The 18,086-nt window shown below is 34.2% G+C and carries 17 protein-coding genes; 4 read left to right on the forward strand and 13 right to left on the reverse strand.

The window, feature by feature from the left end; genetic code table 11:
- Positions 1-180 precede the first annotated feature (180 nt).
- The 10 genes from HOG71_03105 to HOG71_03150 all read right to left on the reverse strand — a co-directional run bounded on the left by HOG71_03105 (position 181) and on the right by HOG71_03150 (position 8,648).
- Entirely contained in the window at positions 181-1,239 is a 1,059-nt protein-coding gene (locus HOG71_03105; protein ID MBT5989818.1) for a hypothetical protein, read from the reverse strand.
- A 216-nt stretch (positions 1,240-1,455) separates the two neighbouring features.
- Positions 1,456-1,866 (reverse strand): cytochrome c, encoded by a 411-nt coding sequence (locus HOG71_03110; protein MBT5989819.1) that lies wholly within the window; start codon positions 1,864-1,866, stop codon positions 1,456-1,458.
- A gap of 159 nt (positions 1,867-2,025) precedes the next feature.
- Complete coding sequence (locus HOG71_03115; GenBank protein MBT5989820.1) at positions 2,026-2,439, reverse strand: cytochrome c; 414 nt, start codon at positions 2,437-2,439, stop codon at positions 2,026-2,028.
- A gap of 50 nt (positions 2,440-2,489) precedes the next feature.
- On the reverse strand, positions 2,490-3,377 hold the full coding sequence (locus tag HOG71_03120; GenBank protein MBT5989821.1) for a hypothetical protein: 888 nt from the start codon (positions 3,375-3,377) through the stop codon (positions 2,490-2,492).
- 29 nt (positions 3,378-3,406) lie between these two features.
- On the reverse strand, positions 3,407-4,723 hold the full coding sequence (gene nrfD / locus HOG71_03125; GenBank protein MBT5989822.1) for a polysulfide reductase NrfD: 1,317 nt from the start codon (positions 4,721-4,723) through the stop codon (positions 3,407-3,409).
- The gene (locus HOG71_03130; GenBank protein MBT5989823.1) at positions 4,713-5,678 is read right to left on the reverse strand and encodes a 4Fe-4S dicluster domain-containing protein; all 966 of its coding nucleotides are present in this window, start codon (positions 5,676-5,678) and stop codon (positions 4,713-4,715) included. The genes nrfD and HOG71_03130 overlap by 11 nt, the downstream gene beginning before the upstream one ends.
- Before the next feature lie 47 nt (positions 5,679-5,725).
- On the reverse strand, positions 5,726-6,337 hold the full coding sequence (locus tag HOG71_03135) for a cytochrome B (GenBank protein MBT5989824.1): 612 nt from the start codon (positions 6,335-6,337) through the stop codon (positions 5,726-5,728).
- A gap of 4 nt (positions 6,338-6,341) precedes the next feature.
- Positions 6,342-7,325, reverse strand: coding sequence for a hypothetical protein (locus HOG71_03140; protein ID MBT5989825.1), 984 nt, complete (start codon positions 7,323-7,325; stop codon positions 6,342-6,344).
- Between the two features lie 35 nt (positions 7,326-7,360).
- Entirely contained in the window at positions 7,361-8,233 is an 873-nt protein-coding gene (locus HOG71_03145) for a hypothetical protein (protein ID MBT5989826.1), read from the reverse strand.
- 22 nt (positions 8,234-8,255) lie between these two features.
- The gene (locus HOG71_03150) at positions 8,256-8,648 is read right to left on the reverse strand and encodes a hypothetical protein (GenBank protein ID MBT5989827.1); all 393 of its coding nucleotides are present in this window, start codon (positions 8,646-8,648) and stop codon (positions 8,256-8,258) included.
- A gap of 239 nt (positions 8,649-8,887) precedes the next feature.
- Here HOG71_03150 and HOG71_03155 point away from each other — a divergent pair, with 239 nt between their 5' ends.
- From HOG71_03155 to HOG71_03170, 4 genes are all read left to right on the forward strand, one after another.
- Positions 8,888-9,583, forward strand: coding sequence for a Crp/Fnr family transcriptional regulator (locus tag HOG71_03155; protein MBT5989828.1), 696 nt, complete (start codon positions 8,888-8,890; stop codon positions 9,581-9,583).
- A 120-nt stretch (positions 9,584-9,703) separates the two neighbouring features.
- Complete coding sequence (locus tag HOG71_03160) at positions 9,704-10,111, forward strand: Rieske (2Fe-2S) protein (GenBank protein MBT5989829.1); 408 nt, start codon at positions 9,704-9,706, stop codon at positions 10,109-10,111.
- Positions 10,112-12,844 carry a hypothetical protein gene (locus tag HOG71_03165; protein MBT5989830.1) on the forward strand — a complete coding sequence of 911 codons (2,733 nt, stop codon included), beginning with the start codon at positions 10,112-10,114 and terminating at the stop codon, positions 12,842-12,844.
- A gap of 378 nt (positions 12,845-13,222) precedes the next feature.
- Positions 13,223-14,179 (forward strand): DUF5050 domain-containing protein, encoded by a 957-nt coding sequence (locus HOG71_03170; GenBank protein MBT5989831.1) that lies wholly within the window; start codon positions 13,223-13,225, stop codon positions 14,177-14,179.
- Positions 14,180-14,726: 547 nt separating this feature from the next.
- Here HOG71_03170 and HOG71_03175 read toward each other — a convergent pair.
- The 3 genes from HOG71_03175 to HOG71_03185 all read right to left on the reverse strand — a co-directional run bounded on the left by HOG71_03175 (position 14,727) and on the right by HOG71_03185 (position 17,791).
- The gene (locus HOG71_03175; GenBank protein MBT5989832.1) at positions 14,727-15,584 is read right to left on the reverse strand and encodes a sulfurtransferase; all 858 of its coding nucleotides are present in this window, start codon (positions 15,582-15,584) and stop codon (positions 14,727-14,729) included.
- 50 nt (positions 15,585-15,634) lie between these two features.
- Positions 15,635-16,702 carry a hypothetical protein gene (locus tag HOG71_03180; GenBank protein MBT5989833.1) on the reverse strand — a complete coding sequence of 356 codons (1,068 nt, stop codon included), beginning with the start codon at positions 16,700-16,702 and terminating at the stop codon, positions 15,635-15,637.
- A 117-nt stretch (positions 16,703-16,819) separates the two neighbouring features.
- Positions 16,820-17,791 carry a rhodanese-like domain-containing protein gene (locus tag HOG71_03185; GenBank protein MBT5989834.1) on the reverse strand — a complete coding sequence of 324 codons (972 nt, stop codon included), beginning with the start codon at positions 17,789-17,791 and terminating at the stop codon, positions 16,820-16,822.
- Positions 17,792-18,086: the final 295 nt, after the last annotated feature.

Genomic DNA, 18,086 nt, shown 5'->3' on the forward strand with positions numbered 1-18,086 from the left:
ATTTTCGTGTGTGGATCAATCCTTTTTTACGATATAGCTAATGCTTATCTGGCAACCCCTGATCTCACACACTAGTCAATTACATTTTGAATCTCAACAATGTAATGACCTTTTTCTAATTCTCAACAAAAATAAAAGGCTTCCCAAATGGAAAGCCTTCTTTTTTAATAATTCTTAAAATTATAGTGTAGCTAATGTATTTTTCAATACAGCTAAGATATAATCAGGATTGTGTACACCAAAACTCTTATCTTCTGGAGATAACCAAATCCAATTATAAGCAGCATTAGCAGCATCAATATGATAAGTACCTTTAACTGGATGTCCATCATGAACAACACCAATTGCTTCTAACTTCACTTCAATTTGATCAAGTAAGGCCATTACATCTGTCTGGATACCTTTGTAATCAAAAGAAGTAGCTGAACTATGACACTTCTTACAGTTGTCAAGATTTGGCCAGAAAGTATGTCCACCATCATCACCTGTAGCTGTTGCCATATGACAACCTACACAACCAGCTGATTTGAAGTGAGCATGTGATCCTTTTGTAGGATATGCTTCTGCACCAGCAACTTCAACCATTCCCCAGCCATAAACTGTATTGGCTTGTGGTCCGTGATGAGGTCCCCAATGAGTACTTGATACAAAGAAACTATCATTAGCATCTGCAACTGGTCCACTTCTACGTGGTTGATGACATTTAACACAAGTGTTATTTCCTGCTCCAAAGTCAGCAATTTCAGATCCACCATCAGCTCTTGCCATTAAGAAATCAATAGGTCCATCATTACGTAATGCATAATCGTCTCCATCATTCTCAAAATCTAAAGTAGCGTGAAAATCATGACAAGTAGCACAACTAATAGCAGTTGGATATGCTATACCTGCAGTTGAATTTGTGGTATCACCACCATTCATAAGTGATTCTAACATTCCTTCGTGTGAGTGACACATTGCACAACCTTGACGTCCGCCTGCATAACCGACAAATTCTGCTTCGGCATGTTGTGACTTCTCATATTCAGTTTCTTTAGCAGCTTTGTTCGCTAAATTGTGGCAAGTTAAACATACAGCATTTCCATCAACACCATCTGTTCCGTCTGTACCATTAATACCATCAACACCAGCGGGTCCCATTGGTCCTTCTGGTCCTTCAGTGGTACAACTCATAAAAAATACAATACCTGCAACCATAAGTAGGGAGAAGATACTGAAAATTACGTTGTTTTTTTTCATGTCTTTGTTTGTTATTTAATTATTCAAAAGTCTTTATTATTCCATACTCTACAGCTATCAAAAGTAGGAATAAAACAAACTTTGTTAATGTAATAACAGATGATATTTATTTATTTTAATGATAATATTTATCAATGCATTATTGACATATATCAATGCTTAAAAACAAAAAAGGCTTTCTGAAACCAGAAAGCCTTACAATAAAGTTAAATACGATTATTTTAATGTTTCCATATAATTGATAATGGACCATCTATCTTCGGTATCAGGAATTTTCTTTTCAAAATTTGGCATTTCATCCCTACCAATAAACGATTTGTAATATTTTTCACCAGCTGTTTGCTTTTTGTAATCAGCACTAGCGAATGAACGAATTTTAGCATCTAAATTCATAGCTTTTGGACCATCTCCTTTACCTTTTGTACCATGACAAGATTTGCAATGCTTGGAATATAATGCTTTGCCAGTGGCAATACTAGCGGCATCACTCTTCACCGGATTTTTCATGCTCTTATACTTAGCAGGCACTGTCCAAGGTTTCTGAGAAAGTGTAAATGATGTTAAGACTATTGAAGCAATAAATAATGCTGCAATAAAAAACAATTTGTTGTAATTCGAATTCTTCATTTTAGTTTGATTTAGAATTAATGCAATAAAGTACCAATTTAACATTAATTATTAATATGAAATAATTTAAATAACTTAATTTGTACATATTAATATATATAAACAAAAAGAAGGCCATTCTAAAAATAGAATGGCCTTCTGATCAATTTAACAAAATTGTTACTTCATTGTCTCCATGTAGTTAATAACTGCCCACCTGTCTTCTGTATCAGGAATTTTTTTCTCAAAATTTGGCATTTCATCTCTACCAATAAAAGATTTGTAATATTTTTCACCTGCTGTTTGTTTTTTGTACTCAGCACTGGCAAAAGATCTCATCTTCGAATCGAGATTCATGGCCTTTGGTCCGTCACCTTTACCTTTTGAACCGTGGCAAGATTTACAAAACTTTGAATACATTGTTTTACCTGTTGCAATACTAGCAGCATCGCTCTTTACAGGATTTTTCATGCTCTTATACTTTGCAGGTACATCCCAAGGTTTTTGCTGACCAGGTGTAAATGCAACGAGTACCAATCCTACCATGAGAACGGCCAGAATTGAAAGAACGCTTTTTCCTAATTGTGTTTTCATAATTATTGTTTTGTTTATTAATTAAAATACAAAAAGTATACCTATACTTTTTAGGCTTGTTTATTTTCCAGTTTTTTGCCTTCTTTATTAATTAGTGATAGTTGAATAGCACTGTAAATATAGTGCCCCCATACTCCTACTAGCAGAATAATTAATGTAATGATCATCCAAACCGGAGCAACTGGAGTCCATAATTCCCTTCCGACTGATTCACGTAAATGTGCATGAAAAGGCACACCCCAGGCAGCACTTTTGCGAATCTCAACATCGCCATACAACTCATGTTCAGGAATAAATGCAACAATATCTATCACACCTAAACTATCACCACTTATCTTTTTTGTAAATTCATATTCCAACTCCCCTGCTTCAAGATATTCTTCTGATACTGTCAGGTAAGAAAACATTCTGGGTACCTGAATATACAAATCAGCCTCTGTTACTGGCACCTTAGTACCCGTGCTATCAAGCTCATAAGCATAAACTGTTATTGTTTTTACAGAATCTATTTCGTCCAAATTTAGTTCCATGAATACATTTTTAAACATAATCTCATCTTCATAAGACTCATATTCATCAGTACCCTCAAAAACAACTCGAATAGTGAAATACCCCTCATCATCTAATGGGAGCTCATAATCACTACTGATAATAAATTGTGCAATACCATCTTGATCGGTAATTACTTCACCCAAAAGTTTTTCTTCATCTACAGAAATGCTTAAAAACTTAATTGTCTGATCCGACAAAAAGTGAAAACCTGCATCATCTCGATAATAAATTTTAGCCGTGACTTGCTTACCGTATCCAATAATGTTTTTATACTCAAGCAATATAGCAGGTTCAATTATTTCAGCTTCTTCTTCAGCAAAAATTGTGTTCCAAGGAACAAAAGAAAGCAGGAAGAACAGTGCAAAATATTTTAATAATTTTTTCATTTTACTTCATTCAATTCGTTAACAAAATATTAAACCTTATTTTCCTTAATCTCTTCTGCTTCACCAGCAACTGATAAAGGCACGATTGGAACCAATTTGGAACCTAATGTGAAGAATAAACATAATGCTCCAATTCCTCCCAGCGTTAATACCCATTCGACCCATGTGCCACCATAATTCACCCATGCTTCTCTTGAATCCTGTACCGGTAAGTAAGGTGTTTCAAGTGTAGGAACAATAATCAGGTAACGATTTATCCATAAAGCAACAATCACAACAATTGCAGCGAATGTAATCCATTTGATAGTTCTTAATTTAGGTAAACCCACAACAATTAAAGGAATAAGAACTCCAGCATAATTTGAAAAAAGGAATAACCAATAGTAACGGTTAAATAAAATACTGATCAATTGTTCATCATTTTTCTGAGAACCATACCATTTTGTTAAATATTCACTAAAAGTAAAATAACCAAACAAAGCACCTAAAACGAGCATGACAACTCCTATGTTAATAAAGTGCTTGCGTGTAATTAAATCTTCAAGCTTAAAAAGCTTACGATATATGGCCATAATTACAATTAACACAGCTGTTCCAGAATAAACAGCAGCAATAACGAAATAAGGACCAAATATGGTACTATGCCATCCCGGCTGTAGTGTTACACTAAAAATCCATGCTAAAACCGAATACACAATAATGGCAATTGCGATGACCATACCAGCCATAATATCAGTTGATCTTTCCAGACGCTTTCGTTGTTCGGGAGTATCTTTCCAATGGATGGCGAGCCATTTGTATAATTTTTTCTTCCAATTTGGGATCTTTAAATCTTTATAATCGCGTAATCTGGCAAAATCTCTAACCAATGACAAATAAAGGAATAAAATACATCCAAAAATATCAGTGGTAATAGCAATCACATCCCACGTTATTGGGGACTGAATTCGACCAAATAAAACCAAATAGTGTAGTTTATCTAATCGACCAATACACAACAAAATATATAAAGGACCTATCAACAATGAAAAAATAGTCAGAAACTCAGCCATGCGAATAATAGGTTTTCGCCATTCAGACCTGAACAAATGCAGGGTACCTGAAATTAAAGCACCAGCATAACTGATTCCCATAAAAAATATAAAATTAACGATATAAATTCCCCATACAACATTATCGCGCATACCAGTCACAATATGTCCTTGGGTTATTTGCGTTATCAATGCAAATATTCCCGCCAATACAAGAATTACCAGGAAAACTATCCATGCTACACCCAGTTTACTGGTTCTTTCCAGTTGGGGAGCAAATCGTTTAAGTAATGCGGTAGGATTATCAGCTTTCATTTTCTAATTTTTTTACAAATGGAGTATTCTTGTATCTTGCTTTCAATTCATCGTCCAGACTTTCGTATCCTCTTTCAACAGGAAAACTTCTTTCCACTGCTGGCAGATAATATACACTTGGTCGAGTTCCCAGATTCTCGTGATAACGATAACCTGACCTATCCCTTATCAGTTCAGAGAAAACCATGGTATCCGTACCATTGGTAACTGTATCCTCATTAATATCTCCGAAATAAATAACACCCATCGGACAACCAGAAACACAACGTGGTAGTTTACCATTCTTTACCTTATCGGCACAGAAAACACATTTACCAACAGTACCTTCCCTTGCCGGAATATTGGTTTCAGGTGAATAGGCAATATCCTTATCTGCTTCAGCTGATTCGGGTTCTTTCCAATGAAATACTCGTGCTGAATAAGGACAACCAGTCATACAGAATTTACAACCAATGCAACGATGCGTGTCCACTAATACAATTCCATCTGAGCGTTTGTATGTTGCTCCTACCGGGCAAACACTCACGCATAATGGGTTATCACAATGAAAACAAGGACGAGGAAACCAATATGGTGCAGATTCTGGTGAATCTTGTAAGAGATAAACACGCATCCATTCCTGATCTTTAGAGATATGGTGTCCTTCCTGACAATCATCAACACATTTTCTTGCATTTTTACATTTCGCAAGGTCAACAACCATCACAAATTTTTTCCCTGGCACACCCAATTTCGACTCTTTTCTATCGCTAGGTTCCAAATTAGGCTTTACATCATATTTATCTACTTCAACAACTTGCCCATCTTCAGTTAGCAATTTTACTTTATGCCCTGATTTTGGAGAACCTTTTGAAGTATTGGCCAGCAAAGCCGCTCCTGCAGCTGCTCCTGCACTAACTGTGAGGCCCAGCTTTAGGAAATCTCTTCTGGATCCCTGCTTCTCTTTCTTCTTCATTTTCATTGTTATATTTATTATGTCACTTGGTGAACATAATTAATCAACTACTCATGCCAACCTGTTATCATACTTTTAAAATTACTCTTAATTGATACACCAATTGTACACAAATAAATATGAATAATCATAAATATTGAAAGTATGAACCCTATGGTTATATGCACCAAATCATTGACTAATAGTCCACTAAGGTTAAAAATTTTAGAAATAACTACTTCAGGAAAAAGATACGCCCAACCACTAAAAATAAGAATTGGAACTCCTACAAACAGAGCCAATACATAGGTAAACTGCTGTAAGGGATTAAACTTCATTTCTTCAGTAATCGGAAACGGAGCATCTTCTTTCTTAAAAATACCAAAAACATAGAACCTCGATTGTGCAGCTAAGCGTTTCCAAAATCCTTTCATTTGAATTTTGTAATGCTTTAAATTACCTGATACCAATCCTCCAATTATAAATATAAGGTAATTGATCGATAAGGCAATTCCTCCAATATTATGAAGTGTTATTGCCAAATTAAATCCAATATATTCGGATTCCATACTGGCATACTGCAAACTAAGGCCTGTTACAATTAATAATAAAAACATCAAAGCATTGATCATGTGCCAAACTCTGATTACTACTGGATATAAATACATTTTCGTGCTCATGGTTCTACTTCTTTGTGATTAAACGTAAAATAAAATGCAACGTAATGGCAACCAGAGAAAATATGAATATCCCCATACTGGTTTTATTCAGAATAACATTTCTATTGGCACCAATTACAAACGACTCATTTAAAAAAACTGCATTCATAAATCCAACATCAGATCTTGTTTCTTTTGCCCTGAATTTATAAAGGCTCGACATTAAATGAGAATTGGCAGAATGACATTCCACACAATTTTGTACTGCATTTTCTTTGGGTTGAACCAAATGAGCAATAAGGACATCATCATTTACAAGGGTATGGCACTCAATACATCTTACATTTCGAAAATGTAAAGCTTGATTAGGTAGCCAATCGTGTTTATCAATAATATCCGCATTTACTGCATCACCAATTAATTCATACTTATAATTATCGGCATGACAGCTCAAACAAATCAAATTATCATACTCGATGATCTCTTTGATTTTCTGATCAGATCTTGCACTTATTTTGTAAGTATGAGCATCATGGCACATCCAGCATGTAAATTCATCACTATGCTTTGAGGAGTGCATACTATTAATGAACTCTTCTTCGATAGCTTCAAACTGATAATGTGCATAGGTTTCATCTCCGCCATGACAATCAATACATGCATATTTCTCCTCCATCCGTAAATTAGTAGGGTGTGGAAAAGAATCATACTCATCTGAATGACAATCAGCACAGCTGAAAGAATAATGATTTGACTCGTAATACAATTCCTTATTGATTACTTTATCAGAAGCCATATGTTCTTTCATCATTTTATCCTGCTCTGGATTATAAAACTGATACATAGCGTTTTTGTGACACGTAAAGCATCGTTCATTAAACTCTTTATTCATTTTAATTCGCTCTTCTTTCTTATTTTGAGCGAATCCAGAAAAAGTGCCTCCAAGAAGGAACAAGCTGACCAGGCCTGCAAATACACTTCGTCTAAATTGTTTTCTAAAATTTCCCATAAATAATTGTTGTTTGTGATTTTATATTATTCCATCTATTGTAATCGAACTGTTATATTGAATCCCAGAAGAATATCTCCAGCAAAAAAATCGTTTTGATTATAGCCGAAATTTTTCTGACTGATGATTTTATCAAAATTTGCTATGAAAACCTGGAATGCATGTGTACTTGTACTGAATTCCATTCCGATAGCATAATTTGATTTAGGAAGTACAGAAAAACTTCTGGCATACATGCTGAAAGGAAGATCATATTCAAAAATAATGGAATTTGAATTCCAAATTTTATAACGACCACCAATGGATATTGCCATATAATCATTTGAGTTTATCGAATCAACTGCATTAAAATGTGCATAACCGAAAGCTCCTTGTATCGATAGTTTTTCACTGAATTTTCTTCCAATAATTAACTCGTGAAAATAGGATAACCTATTGGTAAATTTATAATTTGCACCAAAATTATCTGCATGACGTGCATCAATAACCATATTACCATAATAAGCAATCGCAATAGGTATACTACCATCGCGTGTTTGATTCAAGATATTATACTTCCAATGTACATCTTGCATTTTGCTATTTTTTTCTGTTCCTATACCAACAGAAAAATTACTGGTAATTCCATAATCCAAGCCTAATCTGATATTTGATGGAGCATAAATCCCCCAAAGGTCAGTAGTTCCATTTCCAAAGGTTCCAAACCGATGATGAATGGTTAAATCGAGTCCTCCTTTATAGGGATTCACATAGGTTGGATTGTCAATTAACAAGGTTGCATCAAATGGAGAACGAACCGGACGTTTGTCTTCTTTTTTCTCTTCCTGAGCACTCAACTGAAATACAAATCCAAAAGCAAGGATACTCATTACTAGTACTTTGCCTATGTTTTTAGTTCTATTTTTCATAATTACTTTTTTTAAGATTTGACTAATTATTTTTCGCACCATCTTCTAACCAGGCAAGAATTAATGCTTGTTGTGCTGGAGTAGATCGCCCGTCATGCGTGCTGCCCACTTCAATTAGCTTAACATACAATTCGCTGTTTGCAGGAGTAGTCATGTCAATCATGTTCTTATCAAACAAATCAGTGTAAGAGGCAGCAGCATCTGATAAATCAAGTGCCCAATGACCAGCGATATGACATCCAGCCATATTGCAGCTTTGATCAAAAATCGGTACTATATCCAGTGAAAAACTAATTGAATCTCCTGGAGCAATAACAATCTTGACTGGTTCTATTGTTTCGTATTCACATGCTGTAAAAACAAATAATCCCATAACAAAAATAATGAGAACGATTATCAACTTTTTAGTTTTCATACGCTTAAATATTTTAATATTTTATTTACAAAATCAATACTGCATCTAATAAACAGTAGTTTCAAATGTAAATAATGACTAATGAATAATTCTGAAAATATAGTGATATAAACAGCCAGATAAGAAGATATTTATCAATAAGAATTTGATATTTATCAATTTATTGATTCGAATATATTGATTTTTCCATATATTTAACTTCTGAATGAATGATTCATTCGAATAAATAAAGGGGAAATATGAATGATCAAGATAATATTTGTACGTGTCAGGATTGTTTGCGTAAGACAACTGTTTTCAACTACCTTACCAATGAAGAGCTAAGCGCTTTTAATGCCAGCAGATACCAAACAAAATATAAATCAGGTGAAATTATTTTTAAGCAAGGAACTGCTATTACCCATATTATGTCATTCACCAAAGGTTTAGCCAAAGTATACATTGAAGGATATAATAACCGAGACCTTATTTTAAAACTGATCAAATCGGGTACTTTGATTGGAGGACCTGGTGTTTTGGTAGATAATATGCATCATTTTTCCGTTTCTGCTATTACAGATTCAACAGCTTGTTTTATAGATATTAACGAATATAAAAAAGCCTTAAATAATAATACTGAATTTGCCCTGGCTGCACTTAAAACGCATAACACACAGGATATATTAAGCTTTAACAAATTCATTAGTTTAACCCAAAAACAGATGCAGGGAAGAATAGCTGATGCTATTTTGTATCTGTCAGAAGATATTTTTGGTACTGAGGCATTTGACATGACTATTTCAAGACAGGATTTAGCCGATTTAACAGCTATGTCAAAAGAAAGTGCTATTCGAATTATCAAGGAATTTAAAGATGATAAAATTATCAGTTTAAATCAGAATAATCTCGAGATATTAAATATGGATAAATTAAAACGATTTAGTGAAATTGGTTAACCCCCCATTGTTATAAAACAATACATTATTCAAAATTGCGAATTCCTTGTGGAGGAATACTTTATTTTTATAATTTAGCAGCCCTTAACACAAGCAATTAAATGCTTTTAGGCTTAGTTCGTGAAATTAAAAAATATATCAAGAAAAACGTTTTTAAAGCAACTACTTACGCTTTTGCTAATTCCTTTGCTCTTTCTTCTAAACGAATTAGTTATTCGTAGTAAAAAATATGGACTTGGAAAAAAAATAGTGGAGATACCTGCAGATTTGGCCATTGGAGTAAGTTTCTTTCAAGAAGTTATTGTTGTTAAAAAGGATAGTGGAGCAATTCAAATGTTTTCATCCAAATGCCCTCACTTAGGTTGCCAGATCAATAAAGTAAATGATGGAAACATTACCTGTCCGTGCCATGGCTCAACTTTTAATAAAGATGGACAAATATTGAAAGGTCCTGCATCAAATTCATTAACAAAATTAGACTTTAGTAAAAATGAAAATGGCAATTTTACAGTTGAATTAAATACATAAGTGAAACTTTTTAAAACACATATTGATTTCAAGATATTCCAAGGTTCATTTGGAATGTTTGCTATTGCCAATATTTTAATTTGTTCACTTTCAGGTGTCTTTTTAGCTATCCCATACGATATTGCCAATCCATATGAATCGATAAGCAGAATCTTATTATTCAACCCTCCAGCGTCTTTAATGCGCAACCTTCATTATTGGAGTGCTCAATTGTTTTTGATTTTCACCCTCCTGCATATTTGGGATCATTTTAAAAAACAAGGAGAAAAGAAAGTAAAACGTCCGGTTTGGTTTCGACTAACTATTTCTATACTCATCGTTTTTTTTGTGATGCTCTCTGGATTTATTCTGAAAGCCGATGCCGACAGCATGCAAGCCAGACGAATTTTAACAACACTTATTGAAAGTATACCGCTACTGGGTAATATCATTTCCTATAGCTTTATTGGCCCTGAAAGCAGTTTCCAGCTTTTATATGTTCATCATATCGCAACTGCTACAATAATTATTTTCATTCTTATTTATGAACATGCCCGAAATATATGGGGCAGCTTGCATGTATTTTTCAAAAGTTTACTTCTTGTTTTACTATTAAGCTTTTTTATATCTGCTCCTTTACACGATAATCTGGATCCAGTTGTTAAAGGTCCCTGGTATTTTACAGGTCTACAGGAGATATTGCATTGGTTAAGTCGTCCGGCCTGGTCAATGCTCATCGTTCTTTTATTATTGCTACTTATTTACTTTATCCCTCGGTTAAATAATTTCAAGGAAAAATTTGCAAAAAAGATTATATACTATTCTTTCCTTGCATATATCGTTTTGAGTTTTATTGGCTTTTATTTACGGGGTGAGAACTGGCGATTAATCTGGCCATGGAATGAAAGCTATCTGGAAGAAATTTGGCTGCCAAATTTAGAGCGATTACAATTCAGGGATAATTTAGAAGAAATACCTAAAGGGAATTTTCAGTCTGTATTTAACCGACAAGAAAGTTGTTTGATGTGCCATAATGGAATGCAGGGTTTTAGCGCATCGCATAGTCCTGAAGCCATTGGATGTATATCCTGCCATCAAGGAAATCCATTTGCAATAGATAAAAAAAATGCGCATCATAATATGGTGCTGATACCAGGAAATTTAGCCGATGCTGCCCGTAGCTGTGGGACAGCAAATTGTCATCCCGAAATTGTTACAAGGGTTAAACTTGGCATAATGAATACAGCCAGTGGAATGGTCAGTGTTGACAAATATGTTCTTGGAGAGCGAAATCATCCTTCGAAACTAAGTCATATTGAAGAAATTGGCAATTCTCCAGCAGATATTCATTTAAGAACATTATGTGCTTCCTGTCATGTGGGTAACCCAAAAACGGAATATAGTCCAATTACCGAATTAACACGTGGGGGTGGTTGTTTAGCCTGTCATATGAATTATAATGCTGATGCCAGCAAGCAATTGGCAAACTTTAATAATTCGAAAACGAAAACCGATTTTGATTTTAAATTTCATCCAGGAATTGATTTGAATATTTCAAACAACCATTGTTTTGGATGTCATAGTCGGTCGGGTCGTATTTCCACGAATTATGAAGGCTGGCATGAAACTCAACTCAAGCTTGAAGATGTTGATATTAATGATCCTAAATACCGTCTTCTTGAAGACAAAAGGATTTTTACCTATATACAAGAAGATGTACATCATGCAAAAGGAATGCTTTGCATCGATTGCCATTCGTCCTATGAGATCATGGGTGATGGAAATCAATATATGCACAAAGAAGAGCAAGTAAAAATTGGTTGTGAAGATTGCCATTACCGAGATAAGCCTAATTTGGCCGATATAAATAATTTGGATGCAGACGCAAAAAAAATACTATCGCTTAAACAATGGGCTATAAAAAATCAACAATTTATTAAAAGCAAAAAATCAGGCTATGCACTTATCAACACGCATTTTAATGAAAATGATTCTGCTTTTTTGATTTCAAAAGTAAATGGCAGCTTACACTATATCAAAAAACAAGGAGAGTTTTGTTTAAAAGATGATGCACATAGCAGGCTAAGTTGCGAATCCTGCCATAGCTCTTGGGTACCGCGCTGCATAAGTTGTCACACAGAGTTTCAGCCAAATAGCGTGGCTTATGACCATTTAAAGAAAGAAAATAGTAAAGGAAAATGGATTGAGCATGCAGGAAATTTTGATGCAGGCCCTCCTACTTTGGCAATTTTTAAGATTGACAATAAAACGCACATAAAAACTGTTGTACCAGGCATGGTACTCACCATTGAAAAAGATGAGTTGTTCAATAAAAAGTTTTATAAGCCAGAACGTTTCTATGCCCCTGCTAGCCCTCACACAGTTATTATTCCGGAAAAAAACTGCAAAAAATGCCACCTTAATCCAATAACTTTCGGATATGGTGAAGGCCAATTGGTTTATGCCAATACCGATAACGTTTCAAAGGTTCGTTTTGTTCCTGCTTATGAGAATTTATATGATGGTTTGCCCGCAGATGCCTGGATTGATTTTCTAAGTACACGAACCGATAGAGTTGCTACACGCGATTATATTCGCCCATTTAATACAGCTGAACAGAAAAAGCTTCTGAATGTTGGAGCTTGTCTTACTTGTCATGACGAAAACTCACAAGTAATGCTGAAATCACTTGTTAATTATCAGTCAGTGTTTGAAGCCAGAACTCGTTTTTGTGTTATTCCATTTTCTGAATAGACCTGTAAGCTACATAGTTTATAATGCTCCCTCTTCTTTAGACCGATCCACATTGGAGTTTCCAAAATAAATATCTAAATTAGCTTAATGTATTTTTGATTGATAGTTTAGATTTTTATTATTTCAAGACAGAAAAGACAGTTTTTATATTTCTTGTCAGGATTCAGAAACATGTACTATTATTTTCAATTCGATTGCAATAATAAGTAAACTCTAAATGCGTTTACTACTTATTGCTTACATAATAATATGACTACATCTCACTCAAAACTAAATCTATTGAAACTTACCATTATTGCATTCGTTTGTATTCTTGTCTTATCAAGTTGTCAGAAACAAAACTTTTTCACTGGAGAAGCTGATTTCAAAATCATATATATGTCTCAAAGGACAGAAAACAGTCAACATTGGCATTTATATATGATGAACAAAAATGGATCTAATCAAGAAAGAATAACGGATTCAACTATTAATTGTAGTAGCAAACCCATACTTTCTCATTCAGGAAAAACCATTTTATTTGTTCATTACACTGAAGAATATCCAAATCAGTTGTTAATGATTGATATCGATGGAACCAACTTAAAACTGATTGATCAGGATGTTCAATATTGCGGTTCCCCATCCTGGACAAATGATGATTCAAAAATATTGTATTCAAAAAGAAGAGATTCAATGAGTACTGAGCGAGATATTGTTTTATATGATATTGCATCAGGAGCTAAAATCCATTTAACTTATTTTGGCGATAACTATTCGGCAAAAATGCTGCTTAATGAAAGTATAATCTACTGTCATAGTATTGACATTTTTACTTCAAACGTGTATAACATGAACATGGACGGCACTGATAAAAGATTACTAATTGCCAATGCCTGCAATCCTACTCCATCTCCAGATAATACAATGATCGCTTATCAGGCACGTGATTCAGAACGAAGTACGCAGATATTTACAGCAATGATTGATGGAAGTGATCAAAAGATGCTTACTTCTTCACATTCATCAGATGTATATCCAGGCTGGCCTCCTGATGGAAACCATTCCCCTGTATGGACACTTGATAGCAAAAACATTGTATTCGTTTCGTGGGAGGATTCAGATGCTGAAATACACATCATGGATTGGGATGGAAATAACAATACCAAATTAACTAAAACTGATCATCGAGATGAATACCCATCGATTTCCCCAGATGGAAGTATGATACTTTTTTCATCAAAAAGAAAAATTGAATCTAGTTCTGAGATTTATACTATGACCCTCAAAGGAAATAGGCAAAAAGCTCTTTCAAAAAATCCAAAAGGAGACATTAAGCCAATCGCGATTTATTAATAGTAATTCAGCCAATGAATACGAAACCATCATAGATTGAAAATCCATAGGTTTGGATTATGAATGAAATTCTTTTGCAAAACACCAAAAAACAATCAATAAATATCAAAAAAAATCCAATGTTAAAAATTTCAATAACCAAGCAGTATTGAATATCTAGAGAGATTTTGAAGTTTGTTATTATATTTTGTGATTTATTTGTCCAAAGGACTCCTGCGGAGTTATATGATCATTGGAATTTATGATTTCTATGATAAATATTTCGTGTATCCTTTATTTTACTACAAACATATTTACAGTAATACAATTCATATTTAGGCCACTGATTCACAGAAATTTTTCTAACCTCCTCAAAACAGATCTGTTAATCTGTGGCAATTTTTACATCATAGGTACAATAGCAGATATACAAAATAGATATTTATACAAACCAATTAGCTGCAATGAATTGCAGGTTTATAACCATAAACCAGAAAAACAAAAAAGAGGTTGCCAATTATAGTCATGAGAACAGGCAACCTCTCAAACAATATGAAGAATTTAAATCTTAATTGGTTTTAATGGGATTGTCTTTAATGCTTACCCATTCAGCAATACCACCATCATATACTTTTACATTGGTATATCCGGCAACATACTTTGCTGCAACATAAACAACAGCAGCAAAAATTCCTGTATTGCAATATATAATCACTTCTTTGTCAGCAGTAATTCCATGAGCAGTTAAAACCTCAATTGTCTTATCCTTTGATAAAAACTTACCACCTTTAATAATGTCCTCAAAATGAAGATTAATAGATCCAGGAATATGTCCTTTTGGATCGTATGTACCTTCAGCACCGCTGAACTGAACAGCAGGTCTTGCATCTACTAGCACTTTAGTAGGGTCATTTAAGCCTGATTTCACATAGGCCATATTTACACCTTTTGAAGCATCTGGAGATAAAGAAACAGTTCCCTTCTTACCTTTAGTTGGAGCTGAGGTAACTGCACCCCTGTTCGCCTTCCATGCTTCGAGTTGGCCATCTAAAATTTTGATATTTGAGTAACCCAAATAATCTAAAATCCAAAAAACACGACTGGAATATTTTCCACTCTTGGCATCGTATAAAATAATAGTTTTATCAGGAGTGAGCCCATGTGATCCAAGCATTGCATATAAGGCTGATGCATCCTTTAATAAACCACTAATTGCACCATCCTGGTAAAAAGATTTATGATCTAAATTGACCGATTTAGTAATATGCAATGTTGCATAATCTTTTGCTTTGCGAACATCAACAACCAAAACCTCCGCATTCTTATAAACTTTAGCTAAATCTGATGCATTAATCAACTGCTGTGCTTTTAATTTCGGGCTAAATAAAAGGGATAATATAAAGCATACGAATAATAACTTTTTCATTTTTGTCGATTTAATTGGTTAATAGTAATAATACAAAATGTTAACCATTTCTAAAACTTAGCCTGGAATTGAATTAAAATTTGATCGTTGGCCACTTCACGAGCTTCTTCCATACGATATCTATAGTTCACTTGAATACGTGACCAATCATTTAAGAAATAGCTAATACCAAAAGTTTGGATATTAATGCTGGTTAAGTCTACATCTAAATCATTGTTGTAGTTTTCGAACTTATAAACCGGCCAAATATTCCAAGGAGTTTTATAAATTACCTGGGCAAAATAACCTGACCGCTTTCTATTACCAACTTCCCAAATCAAAGGATCACCACATCCTCCACCTGTTGAAAATGAACCAATATTTTCGCCATAAATGTATTCACCTTGTACAATTAGTTGACCTAATTCGAGTTCAAGTTCACCACCATAACGGATTGTTTTATCAGGATCTGATCCACCAGTTGCTGAAGGTGTAGTTCCGTATCTGAAACTACCACCAATATTCAAGAAACTGAAAGGATGAAAAACAACTCTTCCAACAATATCTTTACCTGCATTGTTATCATAAGGTTTAACAATATTACCATCAGTATCTAATCCGGTTAAAATACCTGTTCCATTCATAATTCCTATATAATAGTTCATAAAAAAGGTATCGGCACCTCCAAGAATCATTAATCCTAAATCGCGTTGAGGTCCTGCCAATTCTTCGACTACTTCAGAACGATTAATGGTGTAAAGAGAATGGCAAGATGTATTTTGCTCTAAACTCATTGGTGATTTAAACTGGCCAATTGAAATTTTTGCAAAGGGTAGTCTTGAGTAGGTAACAAAAGCATCCAGCAAATAAGGATAGCCCGTTTTAAACGGACTGAGTTCGGCAAATACATAATAGCTTACATCGTAAGGGATATTACCTACGAAGCCGATTCTTGCTCTGTTAAATTGAAATGTGTTTTCAACACCGCTACCTGTAAATTCGGTGTTCAGTTCGGGTTGGATATAGCCTTTTACACTTACACCGTCCGATGAGCCTCCATCATCCATGCAACCTTGTGCAAATAGAAATGAAGGCATGAATGCAAAAGATAATAGTATTGCGAATAATACTTTTTTCATGACAATTAATTTAATATGATGGCTAACAGCATTTCTGTTGTTAAAAAACAATAGTTTAAAAAAAAATGGACAACCACCGATTGAGTAGTTGTCCATTTTTATATTATAATTCATTTATTATTGCTCGTAAGAGAAAGCTTTTGAGGCTCCCCATTTGTGAGATGTTAACTCTGAATAAATCATACTGTTAGCACCAAATTTTAAGCTATATGCATCATAGCCTAAGATGTTCAAATAAGCAGTAACCATAGATGAAGTTTGGCCTGTCCAGCAATAAGTAACGACTTTCTTAGAAGGATCAAGGTTTTTAATTTCGCCACCGGCAACTGTTAAAGGAAGAATTCTATAAGCACCTTTAATGTTTCCATAATGCTCAACGTCTTCAACTGTCCAATAGTTATTGATGAAATAATCAGCAGGAGCTGCTAAAACATCTGCACCTGTTACACCAATGAATCCACCAGCTAACATAGCGGTTACTCTTTCTGCAAGAATTGCTGCACCTTCAGTTTCTTCTGTTTCGATAACAGGAAGGTCAAATTCCATATTGGTTGCAATTGCACCTGGTGCTGCTTCCCAATTAGCATTACCAACTCCAATGCTACCAGTACTTGCTGTCCAACTGTCAAAGTCAACATTCCAACCACTCATTCCCCATATTAAAGTTTGTGCTGTTGGATAACCGCTTAATCGTAAAGCAATACATGCATGAGAAGCTGTTTGTCCTGTATAGCATACAATCAAAATAGGTAATGTACCTGCATTGGTTGCTTCAGCAACTACACCAGCTAGCGTTGTGTTTACAGCACCTTTAATATGACCTGCTGCAAAATCCGTTGCTGATCTAATATCAAGAATGTAAAAATCATTAGTTGCATCTGCATCATTTTGAACACTATCAACTAATTCAAAATTTGTTTGAATCCAACTAGCTAACATATCATCTAAATCGAAGCTGTTTGTAGTTAGATAAGTTTGAAGTGTTTCAAATGCTACATTATCATCTTCTGTCTTACAACTAGAGAAGAAAAGTGCAGGAAGTACTAATGCGACTAATGCAATAGCTAGAACGTTTTTAATTTTTTTCATGTGATTAAATTTAATTAGTTACAATTTTTCAGTGATAAATATCAATACAATTATATATTTGTTTAAGTTGATAACACCTAATAATAAATTGTTATAAAGCAATTTTTTGTTTGTTATCCAATTAACAACTAGTTGACAAATATCATTGCAAACTACTAATTAACTGTATTTTACATAATTCAATAAACAAAATAAAAGAGGAATAAAACATCCTCTTCTCGACTTATTCATATATGTATATAGAAACTTATGATTCTTCTTCATGACTGTAAAAAAGTATTATTTCTACTCTTAC

The sequence above is a fragment of the Bacteroidota bacterium genome (genome assembly GCA_018698135.1).
Lineage (GTDB): Bacteria > Bacteroidota > Bacteroidia > CAILMK01 > JAAYUY01 > JABINZ01.

Excerpts from the sequence above, each read along its gene's own strand:
- HOG71_03145 (MBT5989826.1), bottom strand. The coding sequence starts at position 8,233 with ATGAAAAATAGAACTAAAAACATAGGCAAAGTACTAGTAATGAGTATC.
- HOG71_03135 (MBT5989824.1), bottom strand. The coding sequence starts at position 6,337 with ATGAGCACGAAAATGTATTTATATCCAGTAGTAATCAGAGTTTGGCAC.
- nrfD (MBT5989822.1), bottom strand. The coding sequence starts at position 4,723 with ATGAAAGCTGATAATCCTACCGCATTACTTAAACGATTTGCTCCCCAA.
- HOG71_03150 (MBT5989827.1), bottom strand. The coding sequence starts at position 8,648 with ATGAAAACTAAAAAGTTGATAATCGTTCTCATTATTTTTGTTATGGGA.
- HOG71_03105 (MBT5989818.1), bottom strand. The coding sequence starts at position 1,239 with ATGAAAAAAAACAACGTAATTTTCAGTATCTTCTCCCTACTTATGGTT.
- HOG71_03170 (MBT5989831.1), top strand. The coding sequence starts at position 13,223 with ATGTCTCAAAGGACAGAAAACAGTCAACATTGGCATTTATATATGATG.
- HOG71_03110 (MBT5989819.1), bottom strand. The coding sequence starts at position 1,866 with ATGAAGAATTCGAATTACAACAAATTGTTTTTTATTGCAGCATTATTT.
- HOG71_03115 (MBT5989820.1), bottom strand. The coding sequence starts at position 2,439 with ATGAAAACACAATTAGGAAAAAGCGTTCTTTCAATTCTGGCCGTTCTC.
- HOG71_03155 (MBT5989828.1), top strand. The coding sequence starts at position 8,888 with ATGAATGATCAAGATAATATTTGTACGTGTCAGGATTGTTTGCGTAAG.
- HOG71_03185 (MBT5989834.1), bottom strand. The coding sequence starts at position 17,791 with ATGAAAAAAATTAAAAACGTTCTAGCTATTGCATTAGTCGCATTAGTA.
- HOG71_03120 (MBT5989821.1), bottom strand. The coding sequence starts at position 3,377 with ATGAAAAAATTATTAAAATATTTTGCACTGTTCTTCCTGCTTTCTTTT.
- HOG71_03130 (MBT5989823.1), bottom strand. The coding sequence starts at position 5,678 with ATGAAGAAGAAAGAGAAGCAGGGATCCAGAAGAGATTTCCTAAAGCTG.
- HOG71_03140 (MBT5989825.1), bottom strand. The coding sequence starts at position 7,325 with ATGGGAAATTTTAGAAAACAATTTAGACGAAGTGTATTTGCAGGCCTG.
- HOG71_03175 (MBT5989832.1), bottom strand. The coding sequence starts at position 15,584 with ATGAAAAAGTTATTATTCGTATGCTTTATATTATCCCTTTTATTTAGC.
- HOG71_03180 (MBT5989833.1), bottom strand. The coding sequence starts at position 16,702 with ATGAAAAAAGTATTATTCGCAATACTATTATCTTTTGCATTCATGCCT.